Here is a 26,277-nt window from a genome sequence, read left to right as displayed (position 1 = left end):
CGGCGGGCGCCGGTTGCGAGGCCGCCTGTCCATTGCCGCGCGAAGTCATCCGCATGCGATGGCGCGCCGCGGCCGGGTTTGCCCGAGGCGGTGAACCGCTCGACGGCGAGCCGGCGCGAACCGCCGCGCGCGGCCGCCGCACGAGCGCAACCGCGCGTTTTCCGCCCGCGCCGGCATCCCGTCAGCACGCGCCCGCTCGCCGATTCGTCCGCCAGCCGGCGCGCGCCCACGGCAGCCACCGCGCGCATCAAAACGGCATCAAAACGAAGAGATCAGGAGACAAGCCCATGCCAAGCCAAGGCAACGCACGCCCGTCCGTACCACTTTCCCATGCCGCGCCGTCCGGCGCGAGCCGAGGCCAGTTCAAGAAGCAGCTTTCGCTGACCGATCTCACGTTCATCGGGCTGGGCGCGATCTTCGGATCGGGATGGCTGTTCGCCGCGAGCCACGTATCGACGATCGCGGGGCCGGCGGGCATCCTGTCATGGCTGATCGGCGGCTTCGCGGTGCTGCTGCTCGGCATTGTCTACTGCGAGCTGGGCGCCGCGTTGCCGCGCGCGGGCGGCGTGGTTCGCTATCCGGTGTTCTCGCACGGCCCGCTGCTTGGCTACCTGATGGGCGCGATCACGCTGATCGCGTTTTCCAGCCTGATCGCGATCGAAGTCGTCGCGGCGCGCCAGTATGCGGCCGCGTGGTTTGCGGGGCTCACCGCCGAAGGATCGAGCAACCCGACGACACTCGGCTGGCTCGTGCAGGCCGCGCTGCTCTGTTTCTTCTTCTATCTGAACTATTCGAGCGTGAAGACGTTCGCGAAAGCGAACAACGTGATCAGCATCTTCAAGTTCATCGTGCCGCTATCGGTGATCGCGGTGCTGTTCACGTTCTTCCGGCCCGCGAATCTGACCGCGCACGGCTTCGCGCCGTTCGGCCTGCAAGGCGTCGAGATGGCGGTGTCGGCGGGCGGCATTATCTTCGCGTATCTCGGGCTCACGCCGATCGTGTCGGTCGCGAGCGAGGTGCGCAACCCGCAGCGCACGATTCCGGTCGCGCTAATTCTGTCGATCGTGCTGTCGACGCTGATCTACGTGCTGCTGCAGCTCGCGTTTCTCGGCAGCATCCCGGCCGCGGCACTCGCGCTCGGTTGGCGCGGCGTGAGCCACGCGTTCTCGCTGCCGTACCGCGATATCGCGCTTGCGCTCGGCGTCGGCTGGCTCGCGTACATGGTCGTCGCCGATGCGATGATCTCGCCGTCCGGCTGCGGCAACATCTATATGAACGCGACGCCGCGCGTGGTCTACGGCTGGGCGAAGACGGGCACGTTCTTCCAGGTCTTCACGCGCGTCGACGAAGCCTCCGGCATTCCGCGCGCCGGGCTGTGGCTCACGTTCGGCCTCGCGATCTTCTGGACGCTGCCGTTCCCGTCATGGGAAGCGCTGATCAACACCGTATCGGCCGCGCTCGTGCTGAGCTATGCGGTCGCGCCGGTATCGGTCGCCGCGCTGCGCCGCACCGCGCCGGATCTACCACGGCCGTTCCGCGCGAGCGCGTTCGCGCTCACCGGCCCGGCGTCGTTCGTGATTGCCGCGCTGATCGTCTACTGGTCGGGCTGGAGCACGGTGTCGTGGCTGCTCGGCCTGCAGATCGCGATGTATGCGATCTACCTTGCGTGCCGCCGCTGGGTGCCCACCCAGCACTTGAGCCTGGCCGGGCAGGTGCGCTCGTCGCTGTGGCTGATCGCGTTCTACGCACTGATGATCGCGGTGTCGTATTTCGGCGGCTTCGGCGGCACCGGCCGTCTCGCGCATCCTTACGACACGGGCGCCGTCGCGGCGATCGCGCTCGTCATCTATTACTGGGGGGCGCATACCGGCGTGCCGCGCGCGAAGTTGCAGCTCGACGACGACGAGCACTGATACGCGGCGCGCCCTGCCGATTCAACGTTTTCTGTTTGATGGCCGGGCAGACGATACCCGGCCCGCCCTTTTTCGAGGAAAACCATGCGACTCACAGGCCAGCTTTTGATCGGTCAATCCGCGGCGCCCGGACGCAACGGCTCGTTTCGCGCCATCGATGCCGCCACTGGCGAACCGATCGAGCCCGCATTCGGCGGCGCGAGCCTGCGCGATCTGGACCACGCTTGCGCGCTTGCCGACGATGCATTCGACGTCTATCGCGAAACGCCGCTCGAATCCCGCGCGGCGTTCCTCGATGCGATCGGCCGCCAGATCGTCGCGCTCGGCGACGCCCTGATCGAGCGCTGCGCCGCCGAAACGGGGCTGGCGCGCGCGCGTCTCGAAGGCGAACGCGCGCGCACGGTCGGTCAACTCGCGCTATTCGCGCAGCTCGTGCGCAACGGCGGCTTTCTCGACGTGAGGATCGATCCCGCACGCCCCGAACGCCAGCCTCAGCCGCGCGCCGATTTGCGCCTGCGCAATATCGCTATCGGGCCGGTTGCGGTGTTCGGCGCATCGAATTTTCCGCTCGCGTTCTCGGTCGCGGGCGGCGACACCGCATCCGCGCTCGCGGCCGGCTGCCCGGTGATCGTCAAAGCGCATGGCGCGCATCCGGGCACGTCGGAGCTGGTCGGCCGTGCGATCCAGGCGGCCGCGCGCGAATCCGGGATGCCCGACGGCGTGTTCTCGCTGCTGTTCAACGCATCCTACGAGATCGGCCAGGCGCTCGTCGCCGATCCGCGCATCAAGGCGGTCGGCTTCACCGGCTCGCGGCGCGGCGGCCTCGCGCTGATGCACATCGCGGCGGCGCGCGGCGAGCCGATCCCCGTCTATGCGGAAATGAGCGCGATCAATCCGGTGCTGCTGCTGCCGGGCGCGCTCGCCGCGCGGCACGACGCGATCGCGCAACAGTTCGTTGCATCGCTGACGCTCGGCGCGGGCCAGTTCTGCACGAATCCCGGCCTCGTGCTCGGCATCGACGGCCCGGCGCTGCGCGCGTTCGAGCGCACGGCGGCCCGTGCGGTTGCCGCCATCGCGCCCGCGACGATGCTGACGCCGCACATTCACGCGAACTACGCCGAAGGCGTCGCGCGGCTGGCATCGCACGATGCGCTCGAACAGCTTGGCGAAGGCATCGCGGGGGGCCGGCATCAGGCGCGCGCGGCGCTGTTCGCGACGTCGGCGCAGGCGTTCGCGTCGCACGCCGAACTGCGCGACGAAGTATTCGGCCCGGCGTCGTTGATCGTCCGCTGCGCAGATCTCGACACGCTGCATCGCACGCTGCGGTCACTCGAAGGCCAACTGACGATCGCCGCGCATCTCGGCGACGGCGACGCGCCGCTGTTCCGCGCATTGCGGCCAACGCTCGAACGCAAGGCGGGGCGCATCCTCGTCGACGGCTTCGGCACGGGCGTCGAGGTCGGCCATGCGATGGTGCACGGCGGCCCGTTCCCGGCGACATCGGACGTGCGCACGACGTCGGTCGGCGCACGTGCGATCGAGCGCTTCCTGCGCCCCGTTTCGTATCAGAACGTGCCGGATGCGCTGCTGCCCGACGCGCTGCGCGACGGCAATCCGCTGAACGTGCCGCGCCGGCTCGACGGCGCTGTCGAGCCGCGGCCGATGCGGGAAGCGAACGAGGCTAGTTAGGTGCGTGATACCGGCTGAGCCGTCAAAGATTATCGCCACGCCCGGCGGCATGCGCGCTCGGGCGGCGCACGCTCGAACATCACGGGCCGTCCGGCGCGCATGCACGCGTCATCGCCCATGCCATCACGCCGGAGCAGCACAACGCCTGCGATTCGCACCGCGGCTGCCGGCTGCCCGTATGCACGCGATCGCGGCAAACAGGCAGGCGGAGCCTGTCAATGCCCAACCGGTCCGGTACCGGCACGCGTTTCCTCACGGCCGACGGCCTGAGTTGCGACGGCTGCCGCGACGGTCGAATCAAAACCTGTCATAAGCCATACCGGGATAGCGACTTGCCTTCCCCGCCAGGCGGCATGCGCCTAAATTACTGCTGTATCCCAACGCGGCGACCACCATGACCACGGCCGCGCGGCCAAGCGCGCCATCCCGCATCCAATTGCGTACCGTGCCGGCATCGTCACCTGTTGATCGGAGGCATTGACCATGGACGAACAGACCATCGAAGCCTATTCGAGCGGCGCGAGCCGATTTGCGGCCGAGTGGCGCGACCAGCCCCCGCCGGCTGATATGTACGCACTCCTGCAACGCTACTTCACCCCAGGCGGCAAAACGGCGGACATCGGTTGCGGCACGGGCCGCGACGTCGCGTGGCTAAACGATCATGGCTTTCCCGCGGTAGGCTACGACGCTGCCGAAGGGCTGCTGGCGCAAGCCGCGAACGCTTTCCCGTCGCTGGTTTTCAAGCGCGCCGCGCTGCCCGCGCTGGAGGCCATCGGCGAAGACAAGTATGACAACGTGCTGTGCGAAACCGTGCTCATGCATTTGCCGCCGGAGGAGGTTACCGGGGCCTGCGCGCGTCTGTTCGAACTGCTCAGGCCAGCGGGGACGCTGTATCTGAGCTGGCGAGTCGCGGAAGCGGTTTCCACCCGAGATGCTGCTGGCCGCCTCTACGCGAAGTTCGACGCGGCGCGGGTCAGGGAGGGGCTTGGCGATGCCGAATTCCTGTTCGATGCCGAAGCAGTCAACCGGTCTTCCGGCAAGCGGGTGCATCGGCTCGTCGCACGGCGGCGGTAATGGATGTTGCCTTGGCTTGATGCCGGGAGGGCTGGGTCGAATCTGGGAAAGCGGCCATCGCGGGCGATTGAGGGTGGAGGTGGCTTGCGGGTTGGCACGCGGGGGAATATGCGGGTGATGTCGGCCAACAGCTGCCGTTTGCGCGACTCAGGCGCCTGTCGGGCTAATTCGAGCCGCGCAACGCTTTCGCTGCCGTCGGCTTTGACAGCCGGATACGTTCCGCGGCCGCCGTAAAGCTGCCCATTTCCACGGCGGGTACAAAGGCAGAGATTCCTTGCAATGCAAATGCAGATTGGCAACCACTCTATTAGAGAAATATTGTCGGAAATGTGTGGAAAACATATCGCGACATCATCGTCTTTGTCATCAATAAAATCGATCGCTCATTCAACGGTGGAGCCGGTCCATGAACACGACGATGAAGCAATGGCAACTGCCAGCCTTCGGGCTGCCACACCTCGAACAAGCCGACGCGCCGATCCCGGAGCCGGGGCCACACGAGTTGCTGATCAAGGTTCGCGCCGTTTCACTCAACTATCGCGACAGGCTCGTGGTTGACGGTGACTTGCTGCCTGATCGGCCAGCCATGCCATTCGTTCCCACGTCCGATATGGCAGGCGAAGTCGTGGCCACTGGGGCGCTGGTTACACGATTCAAAACAGGCGATCGGATTCTAGGGAATTTCTGGACGCAATGGATTGATGGAGATCCGCCGCCCGCGATGATGCGGCACGGCCTGTCATTAGGCGGTCTGCTTCCGGGAATGCTTGCCGAATATGTAACGCTCGATGAGCAGGCCGCCGTGCAAGCCCCTGCTTCGCTGGATGCTAACGAGGCATCTACATTACCGATCGCGGCGCTGACCGCCTGGTTCGCGCTGATCGAGACGGGTCGGCTACAACCTGACCAAACGGTGCTCGTGCAAGGCACGGGAGGCGTTGCGCTATTCGGACTTCAAATTGCCCAGACGTTAGGCGCAAAAGCGATCGTTACATCGCGCCATGCGGAAAAACTAGAGCGAGTCAAAGCGTTGGGCGCCTTCGCCACGATCGACACGCAGGCAACACCGGACTGGGCGGATGCAGTGCAAAAGCTCACTGACGGAAATGGCGTCCATCATGTGCTGGAACTCGTTGGCGGAGCCAACCTGGAACAGTCCGTAGCGGCGCTCGCACCGGCAGCGCGCATTGCGCAGATCGGGTTCCTGGAAAGTCCGAACATCACGCTTCCCGCCCTTGCGTTGATGCTACGGCGCGCAACGGTTCAAGGCATCTCTGTCGGGCATCGGCGTGCGTTCGAAACCATGTGCGAAGCGTTTGACAGACAACGCATCAAACCTGTCATCGAGCACGTCTATTCGTTCGACGAGGTGCGTGCTGCGTTCAGGCATCTTGAGCGCGGACCATTCGGAAAAGTTGTTATTTCGATTGCGTGAGCCGCGATGACCTGCTCACCGTGATATGACTCCGTGTCGTCCTGCGCCGCACGACAAGAATACCGGCGTCCAGGCCGCGTTCGCCGCGCATCCGGACGGCGGGTTCGCAGCGCTGCCCGCCGCGCGTTGACGTTCCGTTAGCGCTCGTGCGCCGGCGCAATGTTGGCCGGCTGTTATTGCGCCAGCGCCGGGTCCAATGACGAATTGAAGTGGTAGGTACGCAGCCCCGCCGCGTTTGCCGCACCGCCGCATTCGCGCGCGCCGCCGTCCTGTAGAATCGCCGGCATTGCGTCAGTTCGTCTCCGCGCGATGCCCATCTGGCCTCGCGCGGTTCGTGTCCCGTGCGCCATCCCGCGCGTTGCACTGTCTGTCTGACGACAAGACCCGCCGGGCCCCGGTCCGCACGATACACAATCATTTGAACCTGATCGCTCAACCATGCCTGCATCCGACCTGAGTGCCGTTTCGAGCGCCGCCCCGCGCGCCCTCACGCGCAGCGACTATAAAACCCTCAGCCTCGCCGCACTGGGCGGCGCACTCGAATTCTACGATTTCATCATCTTCGTATTCTTCGCGCCCGCGATCGGCCAGCTCTTCTTTCCGCACGACATCCCCGATTGGCTGCGCCAGTTGCAGACGTTCGGCATCTTCGCCGCAGGCTATCTCGCGCGGCCGCTCGGCGGCGTCGTGATGGCGCACTTCGGCGATCTCGTCGGCCGCAAGCGGATGTTCACGCTGAGCGTGCTGCTAATGTCGGTGCCGACACTGCTGATGGGCCTGCTGCCGACCTACGACAGCATCGGCCTGGCCGCGCCGCTCGCGCTGCTGTTGTTCCGCTTGTTGCAAGGCGCGGCCGTCGGCGGCGAAGTGCCAGGCGCGTGGGTGTTCGTCTCCGAACATGTGCCGCCGCAGCGGATCGGCTACGCGTGCGGCACGCTCACTTCCGGCCTGACCGCCGGCATCCTGCTCGGCTCGCTCGTTGCCACCGCCATCAACCGCCACTTCTCGCCCGCCGAAGTCAGCGCGTTCGCATGGCGTGTGCCGTTCCTGCTCGGCGGCGTGTTCGGCCTCTTCTCCGTCTACCTGCGCCGCTGGCTGCACGAAACACCGGTGTTCGCCGAGATGAAGGCCAGAAAATCGCTGGCGGCCGAGATTCCGCTGAAGGCGGTGCTGCGCGATCACGGCCGCGCGGTGATCGTGTCGATGCTGCTGACGTGGATGCTGTCCGCGGCGATCGTCGTCGTGATTCTGATGACGCCGACGCTCATTCAAAAGCAGTTTCACATTGCGCCCGCGGATGCGCTGTTCGCAAGCAGCGTCGCGACGCTGTGTCTGGTGGCCGGCTGCGTTATCGCGGGCTCGCTCGCCGACCGGTTCGGCGCGAAGGCGGTGCTGTCGATCGGCGGTCTCGCGCTCGCCGTCTGCTATTACGCGCTGTTCGGCCAGCTCGCGGCCGATGCAACGCGGCTCGTGCCGTTCTATGCGCTCGTGGGCTTTGTCGTCGGCACGATCGGCGCGGTGCCGTTCGTGATGGTGAAGAGTTTCCCGGCTGTCGTGCGGTTCTCGGGCATCTCGTTCTCGTACAACGTTTCGTATGCGGTGTTCGGCGGCTTGACGCCCGTCATCGTGTCGCTGCTGATAAAGTCGAATCCGATCGCGCCCGCGTGGTATGTCGCGGCGATCTGCGTGCTCGGCGCGGCGGCCGTGTTGTTCGCGAAAGACGCGCAATAGACGCGTGAAATGGCAGAAAGCGGTTGCGCGCCGGCGCTGCGCCACGCGCGCGCCGCTCACGCCGCCATCTTCGGTTTCGGCCCCGGCCAGCCGCGCCGCGCGGCGCCCGCTTATTCCGTTGCGCCGCCCGCCGGAACGGCACAGCACACCCGCCGAGCACGCCCGGCCATCGTTACCCTAGGATTTCTCGGGAACATTCCACGCGCCGGCGCTGGCTGAATCAAAAAATCGAATATCGGCCACGCCCATTTTCGAGAAGATCCCATACGCGTGTTGCATGTAGCGTTGATTGCCGTTGCGCACCGAAATCGCGACCCTGGCCGGCTTGCACGCGTCCAGTTGCCTGATGATGTGTTCCTCTTGCTTATTCATACTCCAGCCGTAAATGGCCACCACGGCCCCCGGCTGATGTAGCACTTCGCGGAATACTTGTTGGAGATAGACCGAAGCGGAAATGGCGCGCTCCTTGTGCTCGCTTACGCCTTCGCAAACGAAAAGAGGCGTGCCCTGCCCCGTCTCCCATGCGGTCAATATCGAACTGAGAAGATCTTTCCCGACTCGGGCGCGAATCTTCCGTTCCTCGTCGCGCGATCGCCTGCTCAAAACGAGATTTCCATGCGGATAAAAGAACATCGTTGGATTCCGCCCGCCGCGCGGCGCTTGCAAGCGCCGCCACTTCGACGTGAACGCAGTGCCATCGAGTTCTACAAAGCCATCCTTGAATTGATGCCCGGCGATCTCGTCATTTCCGACCATCGCAGCCCAATATACGATTAGATCGTAATTCAACGACGCGACAGTCCGGAAGCCGGACAGGAAGCGCGCTATGACGCTGAGATGAGGTTCGGCATCCTCGTAAGCGACATGCACATGCGCGATCGTCTTGATCAGTGCGCCGCGAACGAGTTCATAAGCCTCCGATATTCTTTCACTCTCCAATTTGAGCGCATCGCTGACGAGCTTCGCATGCCAAAGACGCCTGAGCACAAATTCGAAATCGTCCGTTTCGAAATGATTAAATACATCACGCACGCCTTCCGATATATACCCATGTTTTTTTGCCGCCTCGAATAGCGACGAATAACGAAACCCCTCATGAACGGCAATGCTTCCCCCATTCCCGACGATCAAAATTTCCTTGAAATCGTCACGGATATCGGCCCATTCGTATATTTTATTTTTCATCGCATGCAAAATGATTGGACGCAAACATAGAACATTTCACCGCAGATCCCGAGCCCGGCTCCGCTCATTGCTCAAGCAAAATGGATCATAACTCACGCTGATGTGTGCGGCTTATTCAATCCGGTCGAATCGTTCATTCGACAAAAATAGCCGTCTGTTTGAATACAGCGCCAGTATTGATGCTTGATCCGACGCCGGCAAGCAATGCCGATATGGTGTGCCGCAAGCCCACCGACGAACCGCGGCAAGCGCCCGGTCTCGCCCAATGCGGCTCTCGTCGATCCGCCAGATCCCCTACAATCCAGCACTGCGCCACGACAACCGTAATTGCGTCATGAAATCTTTCCTCGTTTCGATATTCGCCACCGCCATCGCAACCACCAGCGCAGCCGCGCTGGCCGATACTTCCGGCGACAACACCGCCGAGCTGCCGTGCGCGATTGGTTATGTCACTGGCGTCGGCGGCGCCGCGCGAAGCGTGCACGAATACTTCGCGAGCCGCTTCAGGGATCAATATCGCTACCTGGCGGACAATCCGCTCCAATGCCGGGTTTCCGACGAAGGCCGCGCGTCGGCCTGCACCGGCATCACGACCTTTCGGCGCGAACGCGTCAGCGTGTACGACGTGATCGACAACGACACGCTCGCCGTGGTCGCGCGTGTCGATCTCGACCATGGCACCTACCCGGCGATCATCGCTGTGCGCAAACAGGACGTGCAGTGCGAGAAATGAGATGAAATCGAAGTAAGTGCGGCCAAGCAAACGCCATCGCGCCGTTACTTCATCGCGGCTGCGCGCGCACGGCTGCGTCAGCGCGGCCGTTGCCGCGCGCCGGCAACCGCGCATTCTTCCCACCCAGCAACGCGCGCACGATCGCATCGAACGGTGGCCGGCGCTGCGCGTCTTCGTTCACGCACGCTGCAGCGAGTGCGCCGAGTTCGCCCATGTCGCACGCATGGGCGGCATCGCACCGCTCGATCAGTTCCTCAAGCAGACAGCCGAATGCCCGAACCTCCAACCGTTGCAGCGCAAGCCCGAGTTCCCGGTCATCGGCGTCATAAAAAGACGCCGCGCCGAAGTCGCCCAATAGCGCACGCCCCGCGCCGCCATGCAGGATGTTGTGCGCATACAAGTCGCCATGCATGATGCCTCGCCGATGCAGATGGCAAGCGGCCGAAGCGATGCCATGCGCGATCTCGAACACCGTGGCCGGATCGAATCGCATGTCGGCCGCATAGAGATCGCGCGTGCAGGATTCCAGGCTCGGCGGCGCGGCAAGATTGGCGAACGCCGGATCGATCAGCTCCATCACCAAGCCGTGCGCATCGGCCGGGTGGCCTTTTACCTTGCCGATCACCGGAATCAGATGCGGATGACTGCCGGCGCGCATGCAAGCGGCCATTTCGCAAGCCGGCAGGCCGTCACTCGTCACCGCGCCCTTGAAGAGCTTGACCGCGACCGGCCGCGGCGCGGGGCCGCCGCCATGTAGCAGCGTCGCCCGGTAAATGACGCCCGACGCGCCTTCACCCAGCTTCTGCTCCAGCGCTAGCGCATTCCAATCGATATCGGCAATCGACGCATCGCGCGAGACCGCCGTTTCCAGCGTCTGGCCAAGCGGATTGCCCGCATACGCGAGCCACGCGAGACGCGGCAAGCGCATCAGCCATTCAGGCAGTGCGTTTAGCCGGTTAGCCGACAGGCGCACAAGTTCGAGCCGCGCGCACGCGGACATTTCGTCCGGTAATTCGCGCAACCGGTTACCTGCGAGCATCAATTTCTGCAGCAACGCGCAGTGGCCGATTTCCGCCGGCAGCGCTTCCAGTTCGTTGTCCGTGAGGATCAGCCAGCGAAGCTGGCGCGCAAGCGCTCGGCCAGAAACTTCGCGGATGCGATTCGCCTTGAATCCGATCATGCTCAACTGCGTGCACGCACCGAGTACGTCGGGCAACGCCGTGAACTGATTGTCGGACGCAAAAAGGATGCGCAATTTGCGCAGCCGGGGCAGATCGTCGGGCAGGGCCGACAGGGCATTGCCGGATAGATCAAGGATCTCCAGCGTGTCGGCAAGACCAAATATCTCGCGCGGAAATTCGGTAAGGCCGCAAGCGAGCTTGAGCCGCCTCGTGCCCGACAGTTGCCCAGCCTGCAGTTGCTCGAGAGTGGTGATCACAGTGAAAAGCCGTATTCGGTTGCCAACGCGGGTTAAACCCATCGCGCCGATTCTACTGGGATCACTTTCGGACAACCAACCGCTCATTTTCTCAAGTACTGCCATGGCCGGCGCCTGAAGCGGCCTCAGAGCACCCGCTCGCCGCCGAATCGCGGCGACGGGCGGGCAACATCGCAGCGCCATCCGCAGACCGGATGCGCGCCCGGCCGGCGAGCATCGGCGCGGGCCGGCATCCGCCCCGGTGCCCCGGTGCCGCCGTGGCGCGCGGCGCATGGCGGCACAGCTAGCACCGCATTCGAGACGATTCGCGTCACCGCTGAACCGGCCGCGCTTGCTTCGTCGCGCGCGTCATCCCGCCTCGCAGAATCCCCCCTTCCTTACTCGGCGCATTGCATTTGCCTTTCGTTTTCGACCAGCAAGAATTTGACTCGTAAGAAATCACATTGCCGAACGTAACTTATACGAGAATCATTCTCATTTGTATTGACATCAATATCGGCCATGCATACGATGCGCGCGCACCACGGCCGTTTTCCGTGTGTTGCCAGTCCTGCGCCGCGCATCGCGCGGCCGCGCTCCGCTCGCACGATCAAGAGGACAAAGAGGAAGAAACGTCATGCTATTCGTGTTGCCCGCCGGGCGCTTCACGCACCATCGCCCCCGCTCAACCGCTCGCCGCGCGACCGTCGCGTGCGCATGGCTGTTCAGCTCGGCCGCGTTTGCCGCCGCGTCGCCGGACGCGCAGCCCGAAGCGCCCGAGGCCGATCAGGCGATCAGCGCGAAGCCGGCGACGCAATGGACAGGCGTATGGATGCGCCAGACGCTGCTCGGCGACATCGGCGGGCTGCGCCCGTGGCTCGGCAAATACGGGATCACCCTGGGCCTGCAGGAAACCAGCGAATATCTGGTGAACCTGCGTGGCGGCCTGAACCGCGGCGGGACCTACGACGGCCTCACGACCGCGACCTTCACCGTGGATACGCAAAAGGCGTTCGGCCTGCCCGGCGGCACGTTCAACGCGAGCGCGCTGCAGATTCACGGCCGCAACCTCAGCCAGTCCAACCTCGGCACACTGAATACCGCGAGCGGCATCGAGGCGCAGGACACGACGCGCCTCTGGGAGCTGTGGTATCAGCAATCGTTTCTCGACCAGCGCGTCGACGTGAGGATCGGCCAGCAAAGTCTCGATCAGGAATTCATCGTCAGCCAGTACGCGCAAACGTTCGTCAACACGATGTTCGGCTGGCCTGCGCTGCCGTCATACGACATGCTCAACGGCGGCCCCGCGTATCCGCTGTCGGCGCTCGGCGTGCGCTTGCGCGGCAAGATCACGCCGTCGCTCACCGCGCTCGCGGGCGTGTTCGACGGCGATCCGCTCGGCAACAACCCGAACAACCTGAGCGGCACGAACTTCAACCTGCGCAACGGCACGCTGTTCATCGGCGAGTTGCAATATGCGCTGAACCAGCCGGCCGACGGCGAAATGGATACCGGCAAGCCGAGCGGGCTGCCGGGCACGTACAAGCTCGGGGTTTGGTATCACAACGGCCGCTTCGCCGACCAGCAAACCGACAACACTGGCCTGTCGCTCGCGGACCCGGCATCGACAGGCGTCGCGCGCTCGCATCACGGCAATTACAGCGTCTACGTAGTCGCCGACCAGATGGTATGGCGCCCCGATCCGACCGGCGCGAAAAGCCTCGGCGTATTCGCGCGCGTGATGGCCGCGCCCGGTGAGCGCAACCTCGTCAGCGTGGCCGCGAACGCGGGCATCGTGCTGAAAGCGCCGTTCGAAGGCCACGATAACGACAGCGTCGGGCTCGCGGTCACGTATATCAAGGTCGGCTCGCATGCGAACGCGCTCGATCAGGATTTCCGGCGCTTCACCGGCGGCCCTTACGGCGGGCGCACGAGCGAAACGGCGCTCGAGGCGACGTATCAGTATCAGCTCACGCCGTGGTGGCAATTGCAGGCGGATGCGCAATACACATTCAACGCGGGCGCGGGCCAGAACCCGGCCGATCCCGCGCAGCCGCTGCGCAACACGTTCGTCGTCGGGCTGCGCACCAACATCGCGTTCTAAGCGCGAGTGCGCCGGCTATTTTCCGATTTGAAGATTGACGCTTGATGCGGCGGCGCGCGAGGCCGACGTTCGTCACCAGCTACGCGCGGATATTGATCAGCCTCGATCTACAGGATTTTCTCGGCGCGCTGATCGTGCTCGTGTCATCGCATTTTCCGCTCGTCTACCTGCCGGTTGCAGCAGCGCTGCGCGGCCTCGATCCCGCACTCGAGGAACGCTTGCGCACGCTCGCCGCCCATCTTCAACCGCCCGCCTCCCAGATCCGGCGCATTACCTCAAATGGCCATAGGGCGACGGCGGCCGCCGCAAGCCGTCGATACTCGCAACGCCCGCGCCCGTCACGAACAGCAGCAGGAAGCCGCCGGCAATCGCGACGTTCTTCCAGAAGTGGATGACCATGTCGTGTTGCAGCGCAGGATCGGTCGCATCCCAGAAATTGTGCGCAACCAACGCGGTCGCAATCGTGTAGAACGCCAGTACCAGCGCCAGCGGCTTCACCCTGTAACCCACGACGAGCAGCAGCCCGGACAGCCCCTCGAGCACGACGACCGCAGGCGCAACGATCTGCCCATACGGCACGCCAAGCCCCCGCAGATAACCAGCGAACTCGCCATAGCCCAGGAGTTTCGTCGCGCCGCCCCATAGAAACAGCAACGCAAGCAACAACCGCGCGACAAAAATGACGCCGGAATCGACGGAACGCGTCATGCGTGACCTCCTCGTAGCCAATCGATGCAGCCGCGCACTGGCGTGGCGACCCGTTATCTCGTAAATGCGCCAGAATAGGAGGTCTTGGCGGCCACTCCAAGCAAAAGGTTGTAGCAAAACTTTGCACCCGGAGCCAAACCCCTTTCATATCAACGCGTTACATTCGCGCTCACGCTAAAATGCGCCGGGTATCGTGCACGCTGGCGGACGTGGCTCGGCAAGCTCTGCCGCCGATGGGTCAACGCATGGCAAAAAGAAGCGGCTGCTCGTACTCGCGCCGCGCGATGTTCACGAACAGCGCAGCCAGCCAGCGATCGCCGGTGAATTCGAAATTCTTCAGGTCAATGTGCCGGTTGCATGCATCAAAGCCGTGACGCGGCTGGGCGCTCGGCGCAGCCTCGAACGGATTGCGCGCCATCACGATCATGTTGCCCTGCTTCAGCGGGTGCGAATTGTTCGACTTGATTTGCGAACGTGAGCTGCCCGGCCTCGATCAACTGATACTCGCCCTCGCGCGAGGTGCGGCAGATGCCGCCGTTGCTCATCTCGACAAGTTTCTCATCGTCTCGCAACAGACAGCGTCGCGCCCGCCCTCTCGGGTTCGGCCGTCAAATGTCACCGAGCAGGACCTCACGCATATACTCGCGCATCTTTTTCTTGTATGCCGCGTCGCCGATATGCCACAGCATCGACTGTGAAATCAAATAACTGTACGTTGCGAATGCCTTGCCTCGCGCCTTCGACGGCGTCAATCCCAATGCCATGAAACACCGCTGCGCGTAAGCCAAGCGCTGTTTGTCGACATCGTCGACGACGCGCTGAACGTTTTCGTCCTGCCTCGCCCAAACCCGCACCGAAAGTTCGATCATCGATGCACGCCGCGCGGACAAACCATGAAACGGCAATTCGAGCATGTTCTCGATGACCCGGCAAGGATCGGCTTGCCCCATTTGCAGTTGACGAATGGTCTGGGCAGTCGCCCATTCGCGCCAATTCTCGAGCACTTGTATCAGCAGGTCGTCACGATCCTTGAAATGGTAGTAGAAGCTGCCGGTGGTAATGCGCAGCCGCTTGGCCAAGGATTCGACCCGTATCGCCTCCACACTCCCATCGATCAGCAGATCGGTCGCGGCGGCAATCCAGTCTTCCTTGCCGAGCGTGCCGCGCGAGGCTCTCTTCCTAGCGGGTGTACGGGCACGGGTCAGCATGGTGGAACCATAAAAAAGGCACGGCTCGGGATTTTCCCATACGCGCGCGCAGCCGACACAATCCGACAGTTAACTTTTCGGCCAGCAGATTTAACGTCCAGACAGCTATATCGATCGATTGAACAGTCGATCTTACGATGGGCGGGCGCGTCCACTTGCCGCAAAGGACCCTTGAACAGCAGACGCACGTGAGCCCGCGGCCTCAAACATGGCGGGCGCCACGGCCCGCTGATCGCTAAAGGCGCAGAAGATGCGCAAGACTCAGCCGCCCTAAAAACCGCAGCGCAACGGTCAATCCGAATCGACTATAGTGGGCCTTTCGACCAGGAGCACGCATGCCGCCACCGGACAATCCATGGAATTCGCTGGAAGTCCTCAAGCTGGGCGTCGAGATCCTGACGCCGTTGTCCGTCACCGCGCTCGGCTGGTTCATCAGCCGCCGGCTCAAACAGCTCGAATTCGTTCAGTGGACGAATCAAAAGCTGATCGAAAAACGGCTCGCGATCTACGATACTATCGCGCCGCGCCTCAATCGCCTGCTATGTTTCTACACGTGGGTCGGCCCGTGGAAAGACATCACGCCCGACGAAGTGATCCGCACGAAGCGCGAACTGGATCAAACGGTCCACGTCTACCGTCATCTGTTTGGCGACGACGTCTACCGCGCGTATCAAGCCTACCTCGACGCGCTGTTCGACACGCATTCCGGCGCGGGCCGCGACGCGCGGATCAAATCGACGATCACGAGCGCCGACGGCGACCGGATCAGCCACGGCGCACATCCGTGGCAGCCCGCATGGTCCGAGCGATTCTCGAGCACGAACATCGCATCGTGCGACGAAATCCGAGCGCGTTATCAGCGGCTCATGGATGCGCTGCGCGCGTCGCTCGGCGCCGATCGCTGAATGGGCGGCATCCGCCGGCGGTGCGCCATGCCGCGAAAACGAAACGTCAGAACATGCACATCAAGCTGTCATATAGCGCGTGTCTGATTAGGGATACTACCGACCTTGGTCGATCCCGTTGACTCGTTGAGTTGATCGTCGCGGCCGATCGGCGGCGCGGGCGTTGATGCGCCGCGCCGCGCACCGGCCCAACCGACCCAACCGACCCAACCGGCACCGATATGAAAGCACGGCCGATGCTCGAATATGCGCTGCACCCGGTCGAGGATCGCTTGATCCATATCGACGATTTCTGTCGGATGGATCCTGTCCCGTATGGGTGGGCGCGCTGTCCGCTCTGCCTGGAGGCAGTCTACATCGTGCAATTGCGCGGCCGTTCACACACACGCCGCTTCGCGCACCTGACCGGCAACCATGCGCGCTGCCCGCTCGTCAATGTCACGCTGCCGAACCCGCTTGCCGCCCAGGTCGGCCCGCCGCTCGACGAGCGCGGCCGGCGCCAGCGCGAAACCTTTCTCCAGTCGTGGCAACGGCATCTGCACACGATCCGGCAAACAGCCTCGGCTTTCGGTATCGCGCGCTTCACGCACACGATCGAGCATGCGGACGTATTGAAGCTGTGGGCATGGCCGACACTCGCGCAGCGCGACATTCCATACATCCTGCTCGTGCTGGCGGAGTTCATCGCCGCGCCGCGCAGCGACAAGCAAGCGGCGTGGTCACGTTTCTGGTTCGATGCGACGGTACAGAAGATCGACGATCTGCGCAAACCGCCCGGCGTGCTGCCCAGGCTGTTCAGGCTGCGCTACCGCATGCCCAGGATGTCTAAGTTTCCGAGTGCACGGCATCTGATCGACTGCCAACCGGTTCAGATGAGCAACGCCAGCCCAAACGACACACCGGCCTCCATACCGGGCGCGGACATCGATGCGTTCGAAGCGTTCGCATCGCGCTTCGTCACGAGCCGCTCGAGCGAATGACCCCGAGCCCATACGTCAGCTGGCGTCGAGCCGGGCACCCGCTCCGGCAGGACAGCGCACAGGCGCGTACCTGACGCGTCGGCACGCTGCCCCAGCCCGCTTGCCTCGAACCACGGCACGTGGCTCACCGGCCTTGATTACGGTTACGCTCACGTATAAAGCGAGGCCTCCGGCAGCGCCCCCGTCAACGCATAACGACCGACGTCGCGCAGCCGGTAGTCGAGCGGATCATGCAACGTATGCGTGCGCGCATTGCGCCAGAAACGATCGAACGCAAGTGACGCGGCGCTCGCGCGCGCGCCGCACGCATCGAACAAAGCCTCGCCGACCTCGAGCGCGGCACGCTGGGCGACGATCTTCGCCTCCGATATCGCCAACGCCGTTTGCGCGCGGCCTTCGGCCGTCAATGCATCCTTGAGCGCCCATGCGGCCTGTAATGCCTGCGCAGCGCGATCAGCCAATACTTCGGCGCTCACCGCCTGCACCCGCATATCGCCAAAACGCTGCAGCGTGTAAGGATCATCGACCGCTCTTTCCACACCGGACTGCACCCACGGCCGGCCGGCCCGCTGCACGTAATCGCGCGCCTCGGCAAGCGCGCCCTGCGCGATGCCGACGAAAAGATTCGTCAACACGAGTTGCGATATGAGCGTGCGCAACGTCGCACGCGGCGTCGGCGGCATTTCGGAGCGATGCAACACTTCTTGCGGCTCGACCCGCACCCGCTCGAACGACACACTGCCGCTATCGGTCTGCCGCTGGCCGATCGGATCCCAATCGTCGTGCACCACAATTCCGTCCCGATCGGTCGGCACGACCGCGAAAATCGGCTTGCCCGTTGCCGGATCGTGCGCGGACACCGTCATCCGCTGCGAGCCGCGCGTGCCGGAGCAAAAGCCTTTGACGCCATCGAGCCAATAGCCGCCGTCGCCCGCTGCGCGCGCGGCAAGCCGCGTATCGAGAGGATTGACCGCATTGCCCCACCACCAGTTCTGTTCGACCGTGCCGCGCAAATAGCGCTCGCGCTGTGCGGCATTGCCCCAGACATCGACGCTGACGGTCTGCAGATATTGAAAGCCGAGCAGGTGGGCAAGCGCGCTGTCCGCGCGCGCGAGCGCACGAATCGTTTGATAGATCAGCGGCCATTCGGCCTCCTGACCACCGAATTCGCGCGGCACCGCGAGCGTGAGCAAACCTGCATCGGCAATCCAGCGCTTTTCGCGCGCCGCATGGCCGCCTGCGCGATCGCGTTCGGGCGCGCTTGCGCGCAGCATGCCGGCCAATTCGGCCACCGTGCGCGGCGCGGTTTGCGTTCCGGTGGAAAGGGCGGGCAGAATTCTTGGGTCATTCATACGGAAGTTTCCGTGGTAAGGAACAGGCTGTCGCCTGTTACGAAACGCAGCGCCAACGAACGGCACGGCGGCGCGAACCTGCTACCTGCTGCGCCATGCGACGCACGATGCGCACACGGCCGAATCCGGATACATCCGGCAGGCTGGAGCTGGCGCGAACCCGCGGCCATTCTCGCGGGTTCGATGCAATCCACCCTCCCCGATGGTGAGCTTTTTCGGGATCTCTCCAGTGTCGCCCAACTTGGCCCTACGCATCCTCGCAAACGCCGGCGGCACGCAACGTCTCCACTTGGCCTCGCACTCACCTGCGCGTGGTCAGCCGCCGCACGATCCGGTCGCCCGTGAATTGCACAACGGTGACAAGCGCGATCAAGATGACGATTACCGTTGTCATCACGGTCGTATCGAAACGCTGATAGCCATAGCGGATCGCCAAATCGCCGAGCCCACCCGCACCAACCGCGCCCGCCATCGCCGTCGAGCCGATCAGCGCGACGACCGTGATCGTGAAGCCGCCGACGATCCCCGGCAACGCTTCCGGCAACAATACGTGCCAAACGATATGGCGCCGCTCGGCGCCCATCGCCTGCGCGGCCTCGACCAGCCCTTTGTCGACTTCGCGCAGGCTCACTTCGGCAATCCGCGCGAAAAAAGGAATTGCCGCGATCGACAAGGGGACGATCGCCGCCCAAACACCGATCGTCGTGCCGATCACCCAACGCGTGAAAGGCAGCAGCGCAACGAGCAGGATGATGAACGGAGTTGAACGGAATGCGTTGACAAGCGAACCGAGCGCTGCGTTCAACGCACGCCGCTCGTAGATACCACCCGGCGCGCTTGTGACCAGCACGAGCGCGAGCGGCACGCCAATCAGCACGGCGACAAATGCCGAGGCTCCGACCATCCAGAGCGTGTCGCGAATCGCATCTCCAAGCTCAGGAAACCAAAGTTCAGACATAGCCCAGCACCTCCACGCGGCTCGCATGTCGCCGTGCACAGGCCAACGCGGCCGCGATCCGCTCCGGCCCCACCGCACCATGCGCGGCCAGCGATGCGGCGATCACGAGCCGTCCTTGCGCGCGCCCCTGAATCCGATCGAGCCCGCCATGCACGAAACGCACGGCCTGTTGCGCGCCGGCGGCCAGTGCGCTAGTCAGTGCGCCGAGATCCGGCTCGCCGCCGTCCGCGCCCGTGTAACGGACGTCGAACAGAAGCTGCGCGCCCTGCGGCAGCGCCGCACCAAGCGCGAGCGGACGCACGCGCGCGGCAAGATCGGCCGGCAGATCGTGTACGACCGTGCGCAGCAGCGCGTGCGTCGCGCCATGTTGAGGATCACCGAACACGCGCCATACCGGCCCCGTCTCAACCAGTTCGCCGTGCTCGATCACCGCGACCGTGTCGCACACCGCGCGAATCACTTCCATCTCGTGCGTGATCAACACGATCGTAAGCCCGAGCCGGCGATTGATGCTTGCCAGCAGCGCGAGAATCGACTGCGTGGTCTCGGGATCGAGCGCGGACGTCGCCTCATCGCACAACAGCAGATCCGGATCATGCACGAGCGCGCGCGCAATCCCCACGCGCTGCTTCTGGCCGCCCGACAGGCTCGCCGGATAAGCGTCGCGCTTCGCCGCGAGGCCGACCAGGTCGAGCAGCGCATCGACCTTGCGCGCCCGCTGCACCTTCGGCACGCCTGCGATCTTCAGCGGCAATCCGATGTTCTCGGCAACTGTTTTCGCGGACAACAAGTTGAAGTGCTGAAACACCATGCCAATCCGGCGCCGCAACGCGACGAGCCCGCGCTCGTTGAGCGCGCCGACATCGATGCCGTTCACGCGCACCGCACCCGACGACGGCCGCTCGAGGCCGTTGACCAGACGCAGCAGCGTCGATTTACCCGCCCCGCTTCGGCCAATCACCCCGAACACGCTGCCTCGCGCGACCTCGAGCGTGACGTCGCGCAGCGCCGCCGCCGGCCCTCGCGCGCCCTGGAATACTTTGCTCGCGTGTTCGAACGACACGGCCGCACCCGGCAGCAACGTGCCCGCCCCCACTGTGGCAGGCGCCACATCGGCGGCCGCATCGTATCGCCCAGCCGCCGAGCGTTCGATGAAGCCTAGCGAATCGATCAGTTGTGGCATCGGCTCACCTCCTGGGTGCGTTACGCTCTTTCGGCCGCATACGCGCGGCCGGGTCGATGCCGTGCACCCGCATGCCAGTCCGGCAGCCGTGCACCCGAGCCGAACAGCTTGCCGCGCAGCGTCGGCACCGAAGCGTCGTAGTCCTCTTTATACAGTCCGCGATTCTGCAGCTCCGGCACAACCCAATTGACGAAATCCTCGAACGATTCGGGCATCACCGTGCGCGTCAGATTAAAGCCGTCGATACCCGTTTCGTCGATCCATGCAGCCAGTTCGTCCGCAACCTGCGATGGCGAGCCGACGACCGGGTGATAGCGTCCGCCGATCGACATTTGATCGAGCATGCGCCGCACGGTCCACGCCCCTGTGGCGCTCTTCTTCGAGATCGCGTCGAGCGCCGATTGAATCGAATCGGTCTTCATATGCGCGATCGGCTCATCGAGGCCGTAGCGCGCAAAATCGATGCCGGTCGAACTGGCGAAATGCGCGAGCCCCGCTTCCGGATTCGCATAGCGTCGATAATCATCCAATTTCTCGCGGGCGAGCCGCTCGTTCTCGGCCGTGACGACGGAAATCCCCGCGAAGATCTTGATCGATGCCGGGTCCCGGCCGATTCGCTCGGCTGCCGCGCGAATGTCTGCCACGGCCGAGCGCGCGGTGGCCTTGCTCTGCCCGTTCACGAATACGCATTCGGCATGCTTTGCGGCAAACTCGACGCCGCGCGCCGACGCGCCCGCCTGATACAGCACCGGCGTGCGCTGCAACGACGGCTCGCTCAGATGGATCGCGTCGATCGAATAGTACGGTCCGTCGTGACGCACACGCCGCACCTTGTCCGGCCGCGCGAACACGCGCGCGCGCGCATCGCGGATCACCGCATCGTCGTCCCAGCTCTGCTCCCATAGCTTATAGACGACATCCATGTAGTCGTCGGCGCGTGCATAACGATCGTCGTGCCCGATCTGCTTCGCGAGCCCCATCCCGCGCGCGGCGCTGTCGAGATAGCCGGTGACAATGTTCCAGCCGACGCGCCCTTTCGTCAGATGATCGAGTGTCGACATGCGCCGCGCGAACAGGTACGGCGGCTCATAAGTGAGATTCGCGGTCACGCCGAAGCCGAGATGTTGCGTGACCTGCGCCATCGCCGGCACAAGCAGCATCGGATCATTGACAGGCACCTGGATCGATTCGCGCAACGAAATATCGGGGCTGCCTCCGTACACGTCGTACACACCAACGATATCCGCAAGAAAGATCCCGTCGAACTTACCCCGCTCGAGCGTGCGCGCGAGATCGGCCCAGTAATCGAGATCGGTATAGTGCGCGGAGCGGTCGCGGGGATGCGTCCACAAGCCGTGATTGATATGGCCGACGCAATTCATATTGAACGCGTTCAGCAGAATTTTCTTCGTCATTGCACGCTCCAGCGTCACCACGCAATCGCGTATAGCGTGCCGAATGCATTGTCGAGTGCCTTGCGGACTGCTTGCGAATGTTGATAGATGGAGATGAACTTGCGGATGCGCGGATCGTTGACACTCTGCGCCCGCACGACCCACTGGAGCGCAAACAGTTTGTTCTCCAGGCCGTCGAACAATAGTGCGCTGTTCGGATCGGCGGTGCCCGCGAGTTTGATGAAGCTCGGATAGCCTTGCGCGAGATCGACGTCGTCAAGCGAGCGCGCAAGCTGCGACGCCTCGAGCTGAACAATTTTCAGATGTTTCGGATTAGAAACGATATCGCGCGTCGTTGCACGATAATCAACGCCCGGCGTCAGCTTGATAAGACCCGCGCGTTGCAGCAGCAACAGGCCGCGCCCGCCGTTGACGGGATCGTTCGCAATCGCAACCGCCGCACCATCCTTTAGCTGATCGAAGCTTTTGACTTTCTTCGAATAGAGGCCGATTTTCATGATCGTGCCCGGCGCGATCGCGACGAAGTCATAGCCGCCTTGCTTCTTCGCATTCTCGAGAAATGGGATGTGCTGGAAGTAATTGACGTCGATGTCCCCGTTCGCGAGCGCGGCGTTCGGTGTATTCCAATCGGTGAATTCGATGATTTTCACGTCGAGCCCCTGCGCTTTCGCTTCCCGCGCGGCGATCTTCAGCGCCTCGATCTGCGGGCTCGTCGCGGTGCCGACTTTCAGCGCCGCGGCCTCGCCATGCGCAAGCGGTGCGGCAAACACGACGGTCGCGAACATAGCCGCGAAAACACGCGAAGCGCGCCGGGCAGCACGCGCAAATGAAGGGCAAAACAGCATGGTATGGAGTGCTCTCTTTCGGGAATCGCAAACGAACGGTGCCGGGGAACGCGCGCCGGTGCGGCGGCTTCATGCGGAGATGAACTGCGGTCGATAATAGAACCGCATGCGGGGACGGTCTACGAAGCGATTTCGCAAAGTAAATCGCGGCAGACGATATAGAAGGCGGAAAAAAGTCTATCGGTCGGCGTCGATGTGCCCGGCCGCGGGCAACAGCAAGCGCATTTCGTAAAACGCCATATCCGGCCGCGCCGCGATCATCAGCGATTGTTCCGACGCAACAAAACCGAGCGATTCATAAAACCCGCGTGCGGATTCACGAGCGGTACACCAGACGACCTTGCCGTCATTCCGGCGAACATGATCGATGCATGCGTTCATCAAGCGTTTGCCGAAACCGTGCCCTTGCCAGGCGGGCTCGACTGCCACGCCCCGCAGCCGCCATGCACGGTCTGCGCCAATGTCGTGGAAAGCTTCGCGGCAGATCGTCGAAACCGCGACAATTTCATCGGACACGCTGATTGCAAGATGCAACGTCGCCTTGTCGCTATCGGCGGCGAAGCGGCTCGCGTTCTCGTCCCCATCCAAAAGAACCTTGGCCCTGAGCGGCCATACCGATTCGGCGGATACTGCGGCGAGAGAATGGCGAGATAGGTCAGCGGACATCAGCAACATCTAAAAAATAGAACGCGCTCATTTTAATTCGGCAAAAGGTTTTGTCCGCAAAAAAATAGTTGTTGTTCACTTCTGAGGATACAGCTAATCTAACTCCATGTAGCTCGCGTTTTGAATCCAACCATATAAACTGCGATCACAGATAATGATGATGGAGAAAATTTCTTCTGATACGGGCAGCGCCTACGATGCAATCCGGTCGAGAATATTCGACGGCCGGCTCTCGCCGGGGCAGAAAATCTCCCACCGCGGTCTCGCGCACGAACTTGGCGTCGGCCAAATGCCGGTACGCAGTGCGTTGCAATTGCTCGCGTCGGAGGGGCTCGTCAATATCATCGATAAGAGCGGCACGTACATCAACGAGCCGACGCGCGACGATCTTCGCGAAATTTACGAATTCCGTCTCGCGCTCGAAAGCACGGCCACGTATCTCGCCGCACAGAACGGGCCGACCGAGCGAATGACGCGCGCATCCGAACAGATGCGGCGCTTCATCGACGAAAACAACACCGATATCATGACCGAGCAGAAGGTCGGCTGGGTCTTTCACGACGAGATCTTCAAGGCCGCACGCAACGACCGGCTGTGGTGGACTTACCGCCTGCTGCGCGCACAAACCCATGCGCTCAACGAACTGCCGCGCGACGATTCGACAACCGTGCGGCGCGGCACGCGCGAGCATCTGGAGATCTACATCGCCATCCATGCACGCGATGCCGAAGCCGCTCGGCGCCTGATGTGGCAACACGTGATCGACGGCACGCCAGATAGAATCCGACTGATACGCGCTCAAAACGACAACAATGCCCAGTAAAATCGTTCCGCTGCCGCTGCAAATGATCCTGGGCCTTGTGCTCGGCGCCGTTTTCGGCCTGCTCGCACCGGCCGCCAGCAAGGATCTCTCGTTTCTCTCGACGCTGTTCGGCCATGCAATCAAGATGGTCGTGCTGCCGTTGATCCTGCTGTCGGTGACGCTCGGCGCGTTTCGCGCGGGTACGCAGCGCGGCCGGCTCGGCCGAACCACCGCGCTCAGCCTCGTGTTCTTCATCGCGATGACGGCACTCGCCGCCGCGCTGGGCGTCGCGCTCAACGCGGCGTTCAGGCCCGGCCTGGGCGCAAGCCTCGCGCAAACGGCGTCGATGCCGGCAAATCTCGCCTCCGGCATCGACTGGATGAAGTTCCTGACCGATCTGATCCCGCAAAATATCGTCGGCGCGCTCGCGGCCGGCAACTCGCTGCCGGTGCTCGTGTTCGGCGTGCTGCTCGGCTCCGCGCTCGCAGCCGTCGAAGATCGCGCGGGACCGTTCGTCGCCGTCTGTGAATCGATGCTCGCCGCATTCTTCAAGCTGACGGAATGGGTCGTGTCGTTATCGCCGATCGCTATCTTCGCCGCGATCGCCGGGCTGCTCGCATCGAAAGGGCTCTCAGCGATGGCGCCGCTCGCGAAGCTGCTCGGCATCGCGTATTTGGGAATGGCGCTGCTCGCGATCGGGCTCACGGCCGTCATCAAGCTCGGCGGACGGTCGCCGCGCGCCGTAATCCGTCAGGTCAGCGAACCATTGATTCTGGCGTTTACGACGCGCTCGTCCGAAATCACGTTTCCGGTGCATTTGAAAAAGCTGACGGAAATGGGCGTGCCCCCGGCGGTCGCATCGACCGTATTGCCGCTGTCCTATATCTTCAACCGGGACGGCGCGGTGCTCTATACCGTGCTCGCGGTCTGCTACCTCGCCGACGCGTATCATCTCGCATGGAGCTGGCCGCTGATGATCACGATCGCAGTCCTGACGATCATCACGATCGACGGTGCGGCGAACGTCCCGTCGGGCGCGATCGTCGCGATCACGGCGATCCTGGCGGCAATCGGGCTTCCGGCCGACGCGGTGTTGCTGATTCTCGGCGTCGACGCGTTCTTCGATATGGGCAGAACGGCGCTGAACGTCTATGCAAGCACGGCCGCCACGACGCTTGCGAGCCGTGTGGCCGGCGAAACATCCGTACTTTCCGATACGGCGCACGCATCACGCGCATGAACTAAGCTGTACAAAACGGTGCATACTGCAGCAAGATATCGTATGCGGATCAAAACCGCTTCGACAAGATGCAGCGCGTTACAGGATGCGTGAAATGCCTGAAATGAGCCGTGCCCGGCGCAAGTTTGCCGGGCACGGCTCAGGTGGTGAAATTCTTGCGAGCGTTGCCGTCATTGCTTGATAGATGCATGTGTCGCGCAGGTTCAACGGCTGCGGCAATCGTACATTCAAGCATCGCTCGCGCGGTTGCAATCCCGTCTGCGAAGTTTTTTGGCCCTCGGATGCAGACGGTTAAGCAGTCTCCGTGCCCCACGCGGGGACTGCTTTTTTTATTCGATCGTCCCTACCCGAGCCGGGCTGAATCGGCCCCGGTTCTGCAGGTAGCGGCGATCAGGCTCTCCGCTCGACGGTTTTGTCTTCGACGAAACTGCCGCCTTCCTCTGCCGCACTTCCCCGCTCGCCAATCCGAGGATCGCGGTTTCCAGCTACGTTTGCCGCGCTTTTATCTTTGCTTCGGGCGCGCGATGGCAAAACCCATCATCGCGCGCCGCGCCTGGCGTATTCGATATCGGCTGAACGCGCCCCGTCGTTACGGGTTCAGCGTGCCGCTACCTGCGGCTGCTTCACGCCGTCGGCGCCGATCTTAGCCGGTTCACTCCACCCGCCGCCCAACGCGCGAATCAAATTGACCGTCGAGACGGCCTGCGCGCCCGTCAACTGATTGGCCTGCAACT

23 protein-coding genes and 1 pseudogene are annotated in these 26,277 nt (G+C 63.3%); 12 read left to right on the top strand and 12 right to left on the bottom strand.

Annotation, left to right across the window (positions count from 1 at the left end):
• Positions 1–287: 287 nt before the first annotated feature.
• The 3 genes from WS68_RS00350 to WS68_RS00340 all read left to right on the top strand — a co-directional run bounded on the left by WS68_RS00350 (position 288) and on the right by WS68_RS00340 (position 4,676).
• The gene (locus WS68_RS00350; RefSeq protein WP_059568943.1) at positions 288–1,913 is read left to right on the top strand and encodes an APC family permease; all 1,626 of its coding nucleotides are present in this window, start codon (positions 288–290) and stop codon (positions 1,911–1,913) included.
• A gap of 84 nt (positions 1,914–1,997) precedes the next feature.
• Positions 1,998–3,602, top strand: coding sequence for an aldehyde dehydrogenase (NADP(+)) (locus tag WS68_RS00345; protein ID WP_059568923.1), 1,605 nt, complete (start codon positions 1,998–2,000; stop codon positions 3,600–3,602).
• 483 nt (positions 3,603–4,085) lie between these two features.
• Positions 4,086–4,676 (top strand): class I SAM-dependent methyltransferase, encoded by a 591-nt coding sequence (locus tag WS68_RS00340; RefSeq protein WP_059568922.1) that lies wholly within the window; start codon positions 4,086–4,088, stop codon positions 4,674–4,676.
• Positions 4,677–4,839: 163 nt separating this feature from the next.
• On the opposite strand, the gene WS68_RS29495 is transcribed toward WS68_RS00340, so the two are convergent.
• Entirely contained in the window at positions 4,840–4,956 is a 117-nt protein-coding gene (locus WS68_RS29495; RefSeq protein ID WP_156429291.1) for a helix-turn-helix domain-containing protein, read from the bottom strand.
• A 126-nt stretch (positions 4,957–5,082) separates the two neighbouring features.
• Between WS68_RS29495 and WS68_RS00335 the strand changes: the two genes are divergently transcribed.
• Together WS68_RS00335 and WS68_RS00330 are read left to right on the top strand one after the other, a co-directional pair.
• Complete coding sequence (locus WS68_RS00335; protein ID WP_059568921.1) at positions 5,083–6,111, top strand: zinc-dependent alcohol dehydrogenase family protein; 1,029 nt, start codon at positions 5,083–5,085, stop codon at positions 6,109–6,111.
• 438 nt (positions 6,112–6,549) lie between these two features.
• Positions 6,550–7,842: an MFS transporter gene (locus tag WS68_RS00330; protein ID WP_059568920.1), complete on the top strand. Its 1,293-nt coding sequence runs from the start codon at positions 6,550–6,552 to the stop codon at positions 7,840–7,842.
• A gap of 177 nt (positions 7,843–8,019) precedes the next feature.
• Here WS68_RS00330 and WS68_RS00325 read toward each other — a convergent pair whose 3' ends face one another.
• Positions 8,020–9,051 carry a DUF4917 family protein gene (locus WS68_RS00325; RefSeq protein WP_197419504.1) on the bottom strand — a complete coding sequence of 344 codons (1,032 nt, stop codon included), beginning with the start codon at positions 9,049–9,051 and terminating at the stop codon, positions 8,020–8,022.
• A gap of 310 nt (positions 9,052–9,361) precedes the next feature.
• Here WS68_RS00325 and WS68_RS00320 point away from each other — a divergent pair, with 310 nt between their 5' ends.
• Positions 9,362–9,760 carry a hypothetical protein gene (locus tag WS68_RS00320; RefSeq protein ID WP_059568918.1) on the top strand — a complete coding sequence of 133 codons (399 nt, stop codon included), beginning with the start codon at positions 9,362–9,364 and terminating at the stop codon, positions 9,758–9,760.
• A 49-nt stretch (positions 9,761–9,809) separates the two neighbouring features.
• Here the strand turns inward: WS68_RS00320 and WS68_RS00315 are convergent, their stop codons facing one another.
• Positions 9,810–11,198, bottom strand: a complete 1,389-nt coding sequence (locus tag WS68_RS00315; RefSeq protein WP_082709724.1) for a protein kinase — start codon at positions 11,196–11,198, stop codon at positions 9,810–9,812.
• Between the two features lie 616 nt (positions 11,199–11,814).
• Between WS68_RS00315 and WS68_RS00310 the strand changes: the two genes are divergently transcribed.
• Together WS68_RS00310 and WS68_RS29490 are read left to right on the top strand one after the other, a co-directional pair.
• Positions 11,815–13,281 (top strand): carbohydrate porin, encoded by a 1,467-nt coding sequence (locus WS68_RS00310; RefSeq protein ID WP_059568916.1) that lies wholly within the window; start codon positions 11,815–11,817, stop codon positions 13,279–13,281.
• 56 nt (positions 13,282–13,337) lie between these two features.
• Positions 13,338–13,511 (top strand): annotated as a pseudogene (locus WS68_RS29490) (iron ABC transporter permease); the annotation flags it as partial.
• Positions 13,512–13,551: 40 nt separating this feature from the next.
• Here the strand turns inward: WS68_RS29490 and WS68_RS00305 are convergent.
• The 3 genes from WS68_RS00305 to WS68_RS00295 form a co-directional block, all read right to left on the bottom strand.
• Positions 13,552–13,989 carry a DoxX family protein gene (locus WS68_RS00305; protein ID WP_059568915.1) on the bottom strand — a complete coding sequence of 146 codons (438 nt, stop codon included), beginning with the start codon at positions 13,987–13,989 and terminating at the stop codon, positions 13,552–13,554.
• A 238-nt stretch (positions 13,990–14,227) separates the two neighbouring features.
• A complete protein-coding gene (locus tag WS68_RS00300; protein WP_059568914.1) occupies positions 14,228–14,416 on the bottom strand; it encodes a hypothetical protein in 189 nt (62 codons plus the stop codon).
• Between the two features lie 181 nt (positions 14,417–14,597).
• The gene (locus WS68_RS00295) at positions 14,598–15,197 is read right to left on the bottom strand and encodes a TetR/AcrR family transcriptional regulator (protein ID WP_082709723.1); all 600 of its coding nucleotides are present in this window, start codon (positions 15,195–15,197) and stop codon (positions 14,598–14,600) included.
• Between the two features lie 335 nt (positions 15,198–15,532).
• On the opposite strand from WS68_RS00295, the gene WS68_RS00290 reads away from it, so the two are divergent.
• Both WS68_RS00290 and WS68_RS00285 read left to right on the top strand, forming a co-directional pair.
• Positions 15,533–16,102, top strand: coding sequence for a hypothetical protein (locus tag WS68_RS00290; RefSeq protein ID WP_059568912.1), 570 nt, complete (start codon positions 15,533–15,535; stop codon positions 16,100–16,102).
• A gap of 236 nt (positions 16,103–16,338) precedes the next feature.
• A complete protein-coding gene (locus tag WS68_RS00285) occupies positions 16,339–17,082 on the top strand; it encodes a hypothetical protein (RefSeq protein WP_059568911.1) in 744 nt (247 codons plus the stop codon).
• Positions 17,083–17,231: 149 nt separating this feature from the next.
• Here WS68_RS00285 and WS68_RS00280 read toward each other — a convergent pair whose 3' ends face one another.
• The 6 genes from WS68_RS00280 to WS68_RS00255 form a co-directional block, all read right to left on the bottom strand.
• Entirely contained in the window at positions 17,232–18,434 is a 1,203-nt protein-coding gene (locus WS68_RS00280) for an acyl-CoA dehydrogenase family protein (protein ID WP_059568910.1), read from the bottom strand.
• 301 nt (positions 18,435–18,735) lie between these two features.
• A complete protein-coding gene (locus tag WS68_RS00275) occupies positions 18,736–19,392 on the bottom strand; it encodes a methionine ABC transporter permease (RefSeq protein ID WP_059568909.1) in 657 nt (218 codons plus the stop codon).
• Positions 19,385–20,575 (bottom strand): methionine ABC transporter ATP-binding protein, encoded by a 1,191-nt coding sequence (locus tag WS68_RS00270; protein WP_059568908.1) that lies wholly within the window; start codon positions 20,573–20,575, stop codon positions 19,385–19,387. The genes WS68_RS00275 and WS68_RS00270 overlap by 8 nt, the downstream gene beginning before the upstream one ends.
• A gap of 20 nt (positions 20,576–20,595) precedes the next feature.
• Positions 20,596–21,990 carry an LLM class flavin-dependent oxidoreductase gene (locus WS68_RS00265; protein ID WP_059568907.1) on the bottom strand — a complete coding sequence of 465 codons (1,395 nt, stop codon included), beginning with the start codon at positions 21,988–21,990 and terminating at the stop codon, positions 20,596–20,598.
• A gap of 14 nt (positions 21,991–22,004) precedes the next feature.
• On the bottom strand, positions 22,005–22,775 hold the full coding sequence (locus WS68_RS00260) for a MetQ/NlpA family ABC transporter substrate-binding protein (RefSeq protein ID WP_231752916.1): 771 nt from the start codon (positions 22,773–22,775) through the stop codon (positions 22,005–22,007).
• A gap of 237 nt (positions 22,776–23,012) precedes the next feature.
• Complete coding sequence (locus WS68_RS00255) at positions 23,013–23,501, bottom strand: GNAT family N-acetyltransferase (protein WP_059568942.1); 489 nt, start codon at positions 23,499–23,501, stop codon at positions 23,013–23,015.
• 160 nt (positions 23,502–23,661) lie between these two features.
• On the opposite strand from WS68_RS00255, the gene WS68_RS00250 reads away from it, so the two are divergent.
• Together WS68_RS00250 and WS68_RS00245 are read left to right on the top strand one after the other, a co-directional pair.
• The gene (locus tag WS68_RS00250; RefSeq protein WP_059568940.1) at positions 23,662–24,324 is read left to right on the top strand and encodes a GntR family transcriptional regulator; all 663 of its coding nucleotides are present in this window, start codon (positions 23,662–23,664) and stop codon (positions 24,322–24,324) included.
• Positions 24,314–25,543, top strand: a complete 1,230-nt coding sequence (locus WS68_RS00245; RefSeq protein ID WP_082709721.1) for a dicarboxylate/amino acid:cation symporter — start codon at positions 24,314–24,316, stop codon at positions 25,541–25,543. Before WS68_RS00250 ends, WS68_RS00245 begins: the two co-directional genes overlap by 11 nt.
• Positions 25,544–26,277: the final 734 nt, after the last annotated feature.

This window comes from Burkholderia sp. TSV86 (assembly GCF_001522865.1).
Lineage (GTDB): Bacteria > Pseudomonadota > Gammaproteobacteria > Burkholderiales > Burkholderiaceae > Burkholderia.
Note: the sequence above shows the minus strand (reverse complement) of the source record. Positions and strands in the feature narration are given on the sequence as shown.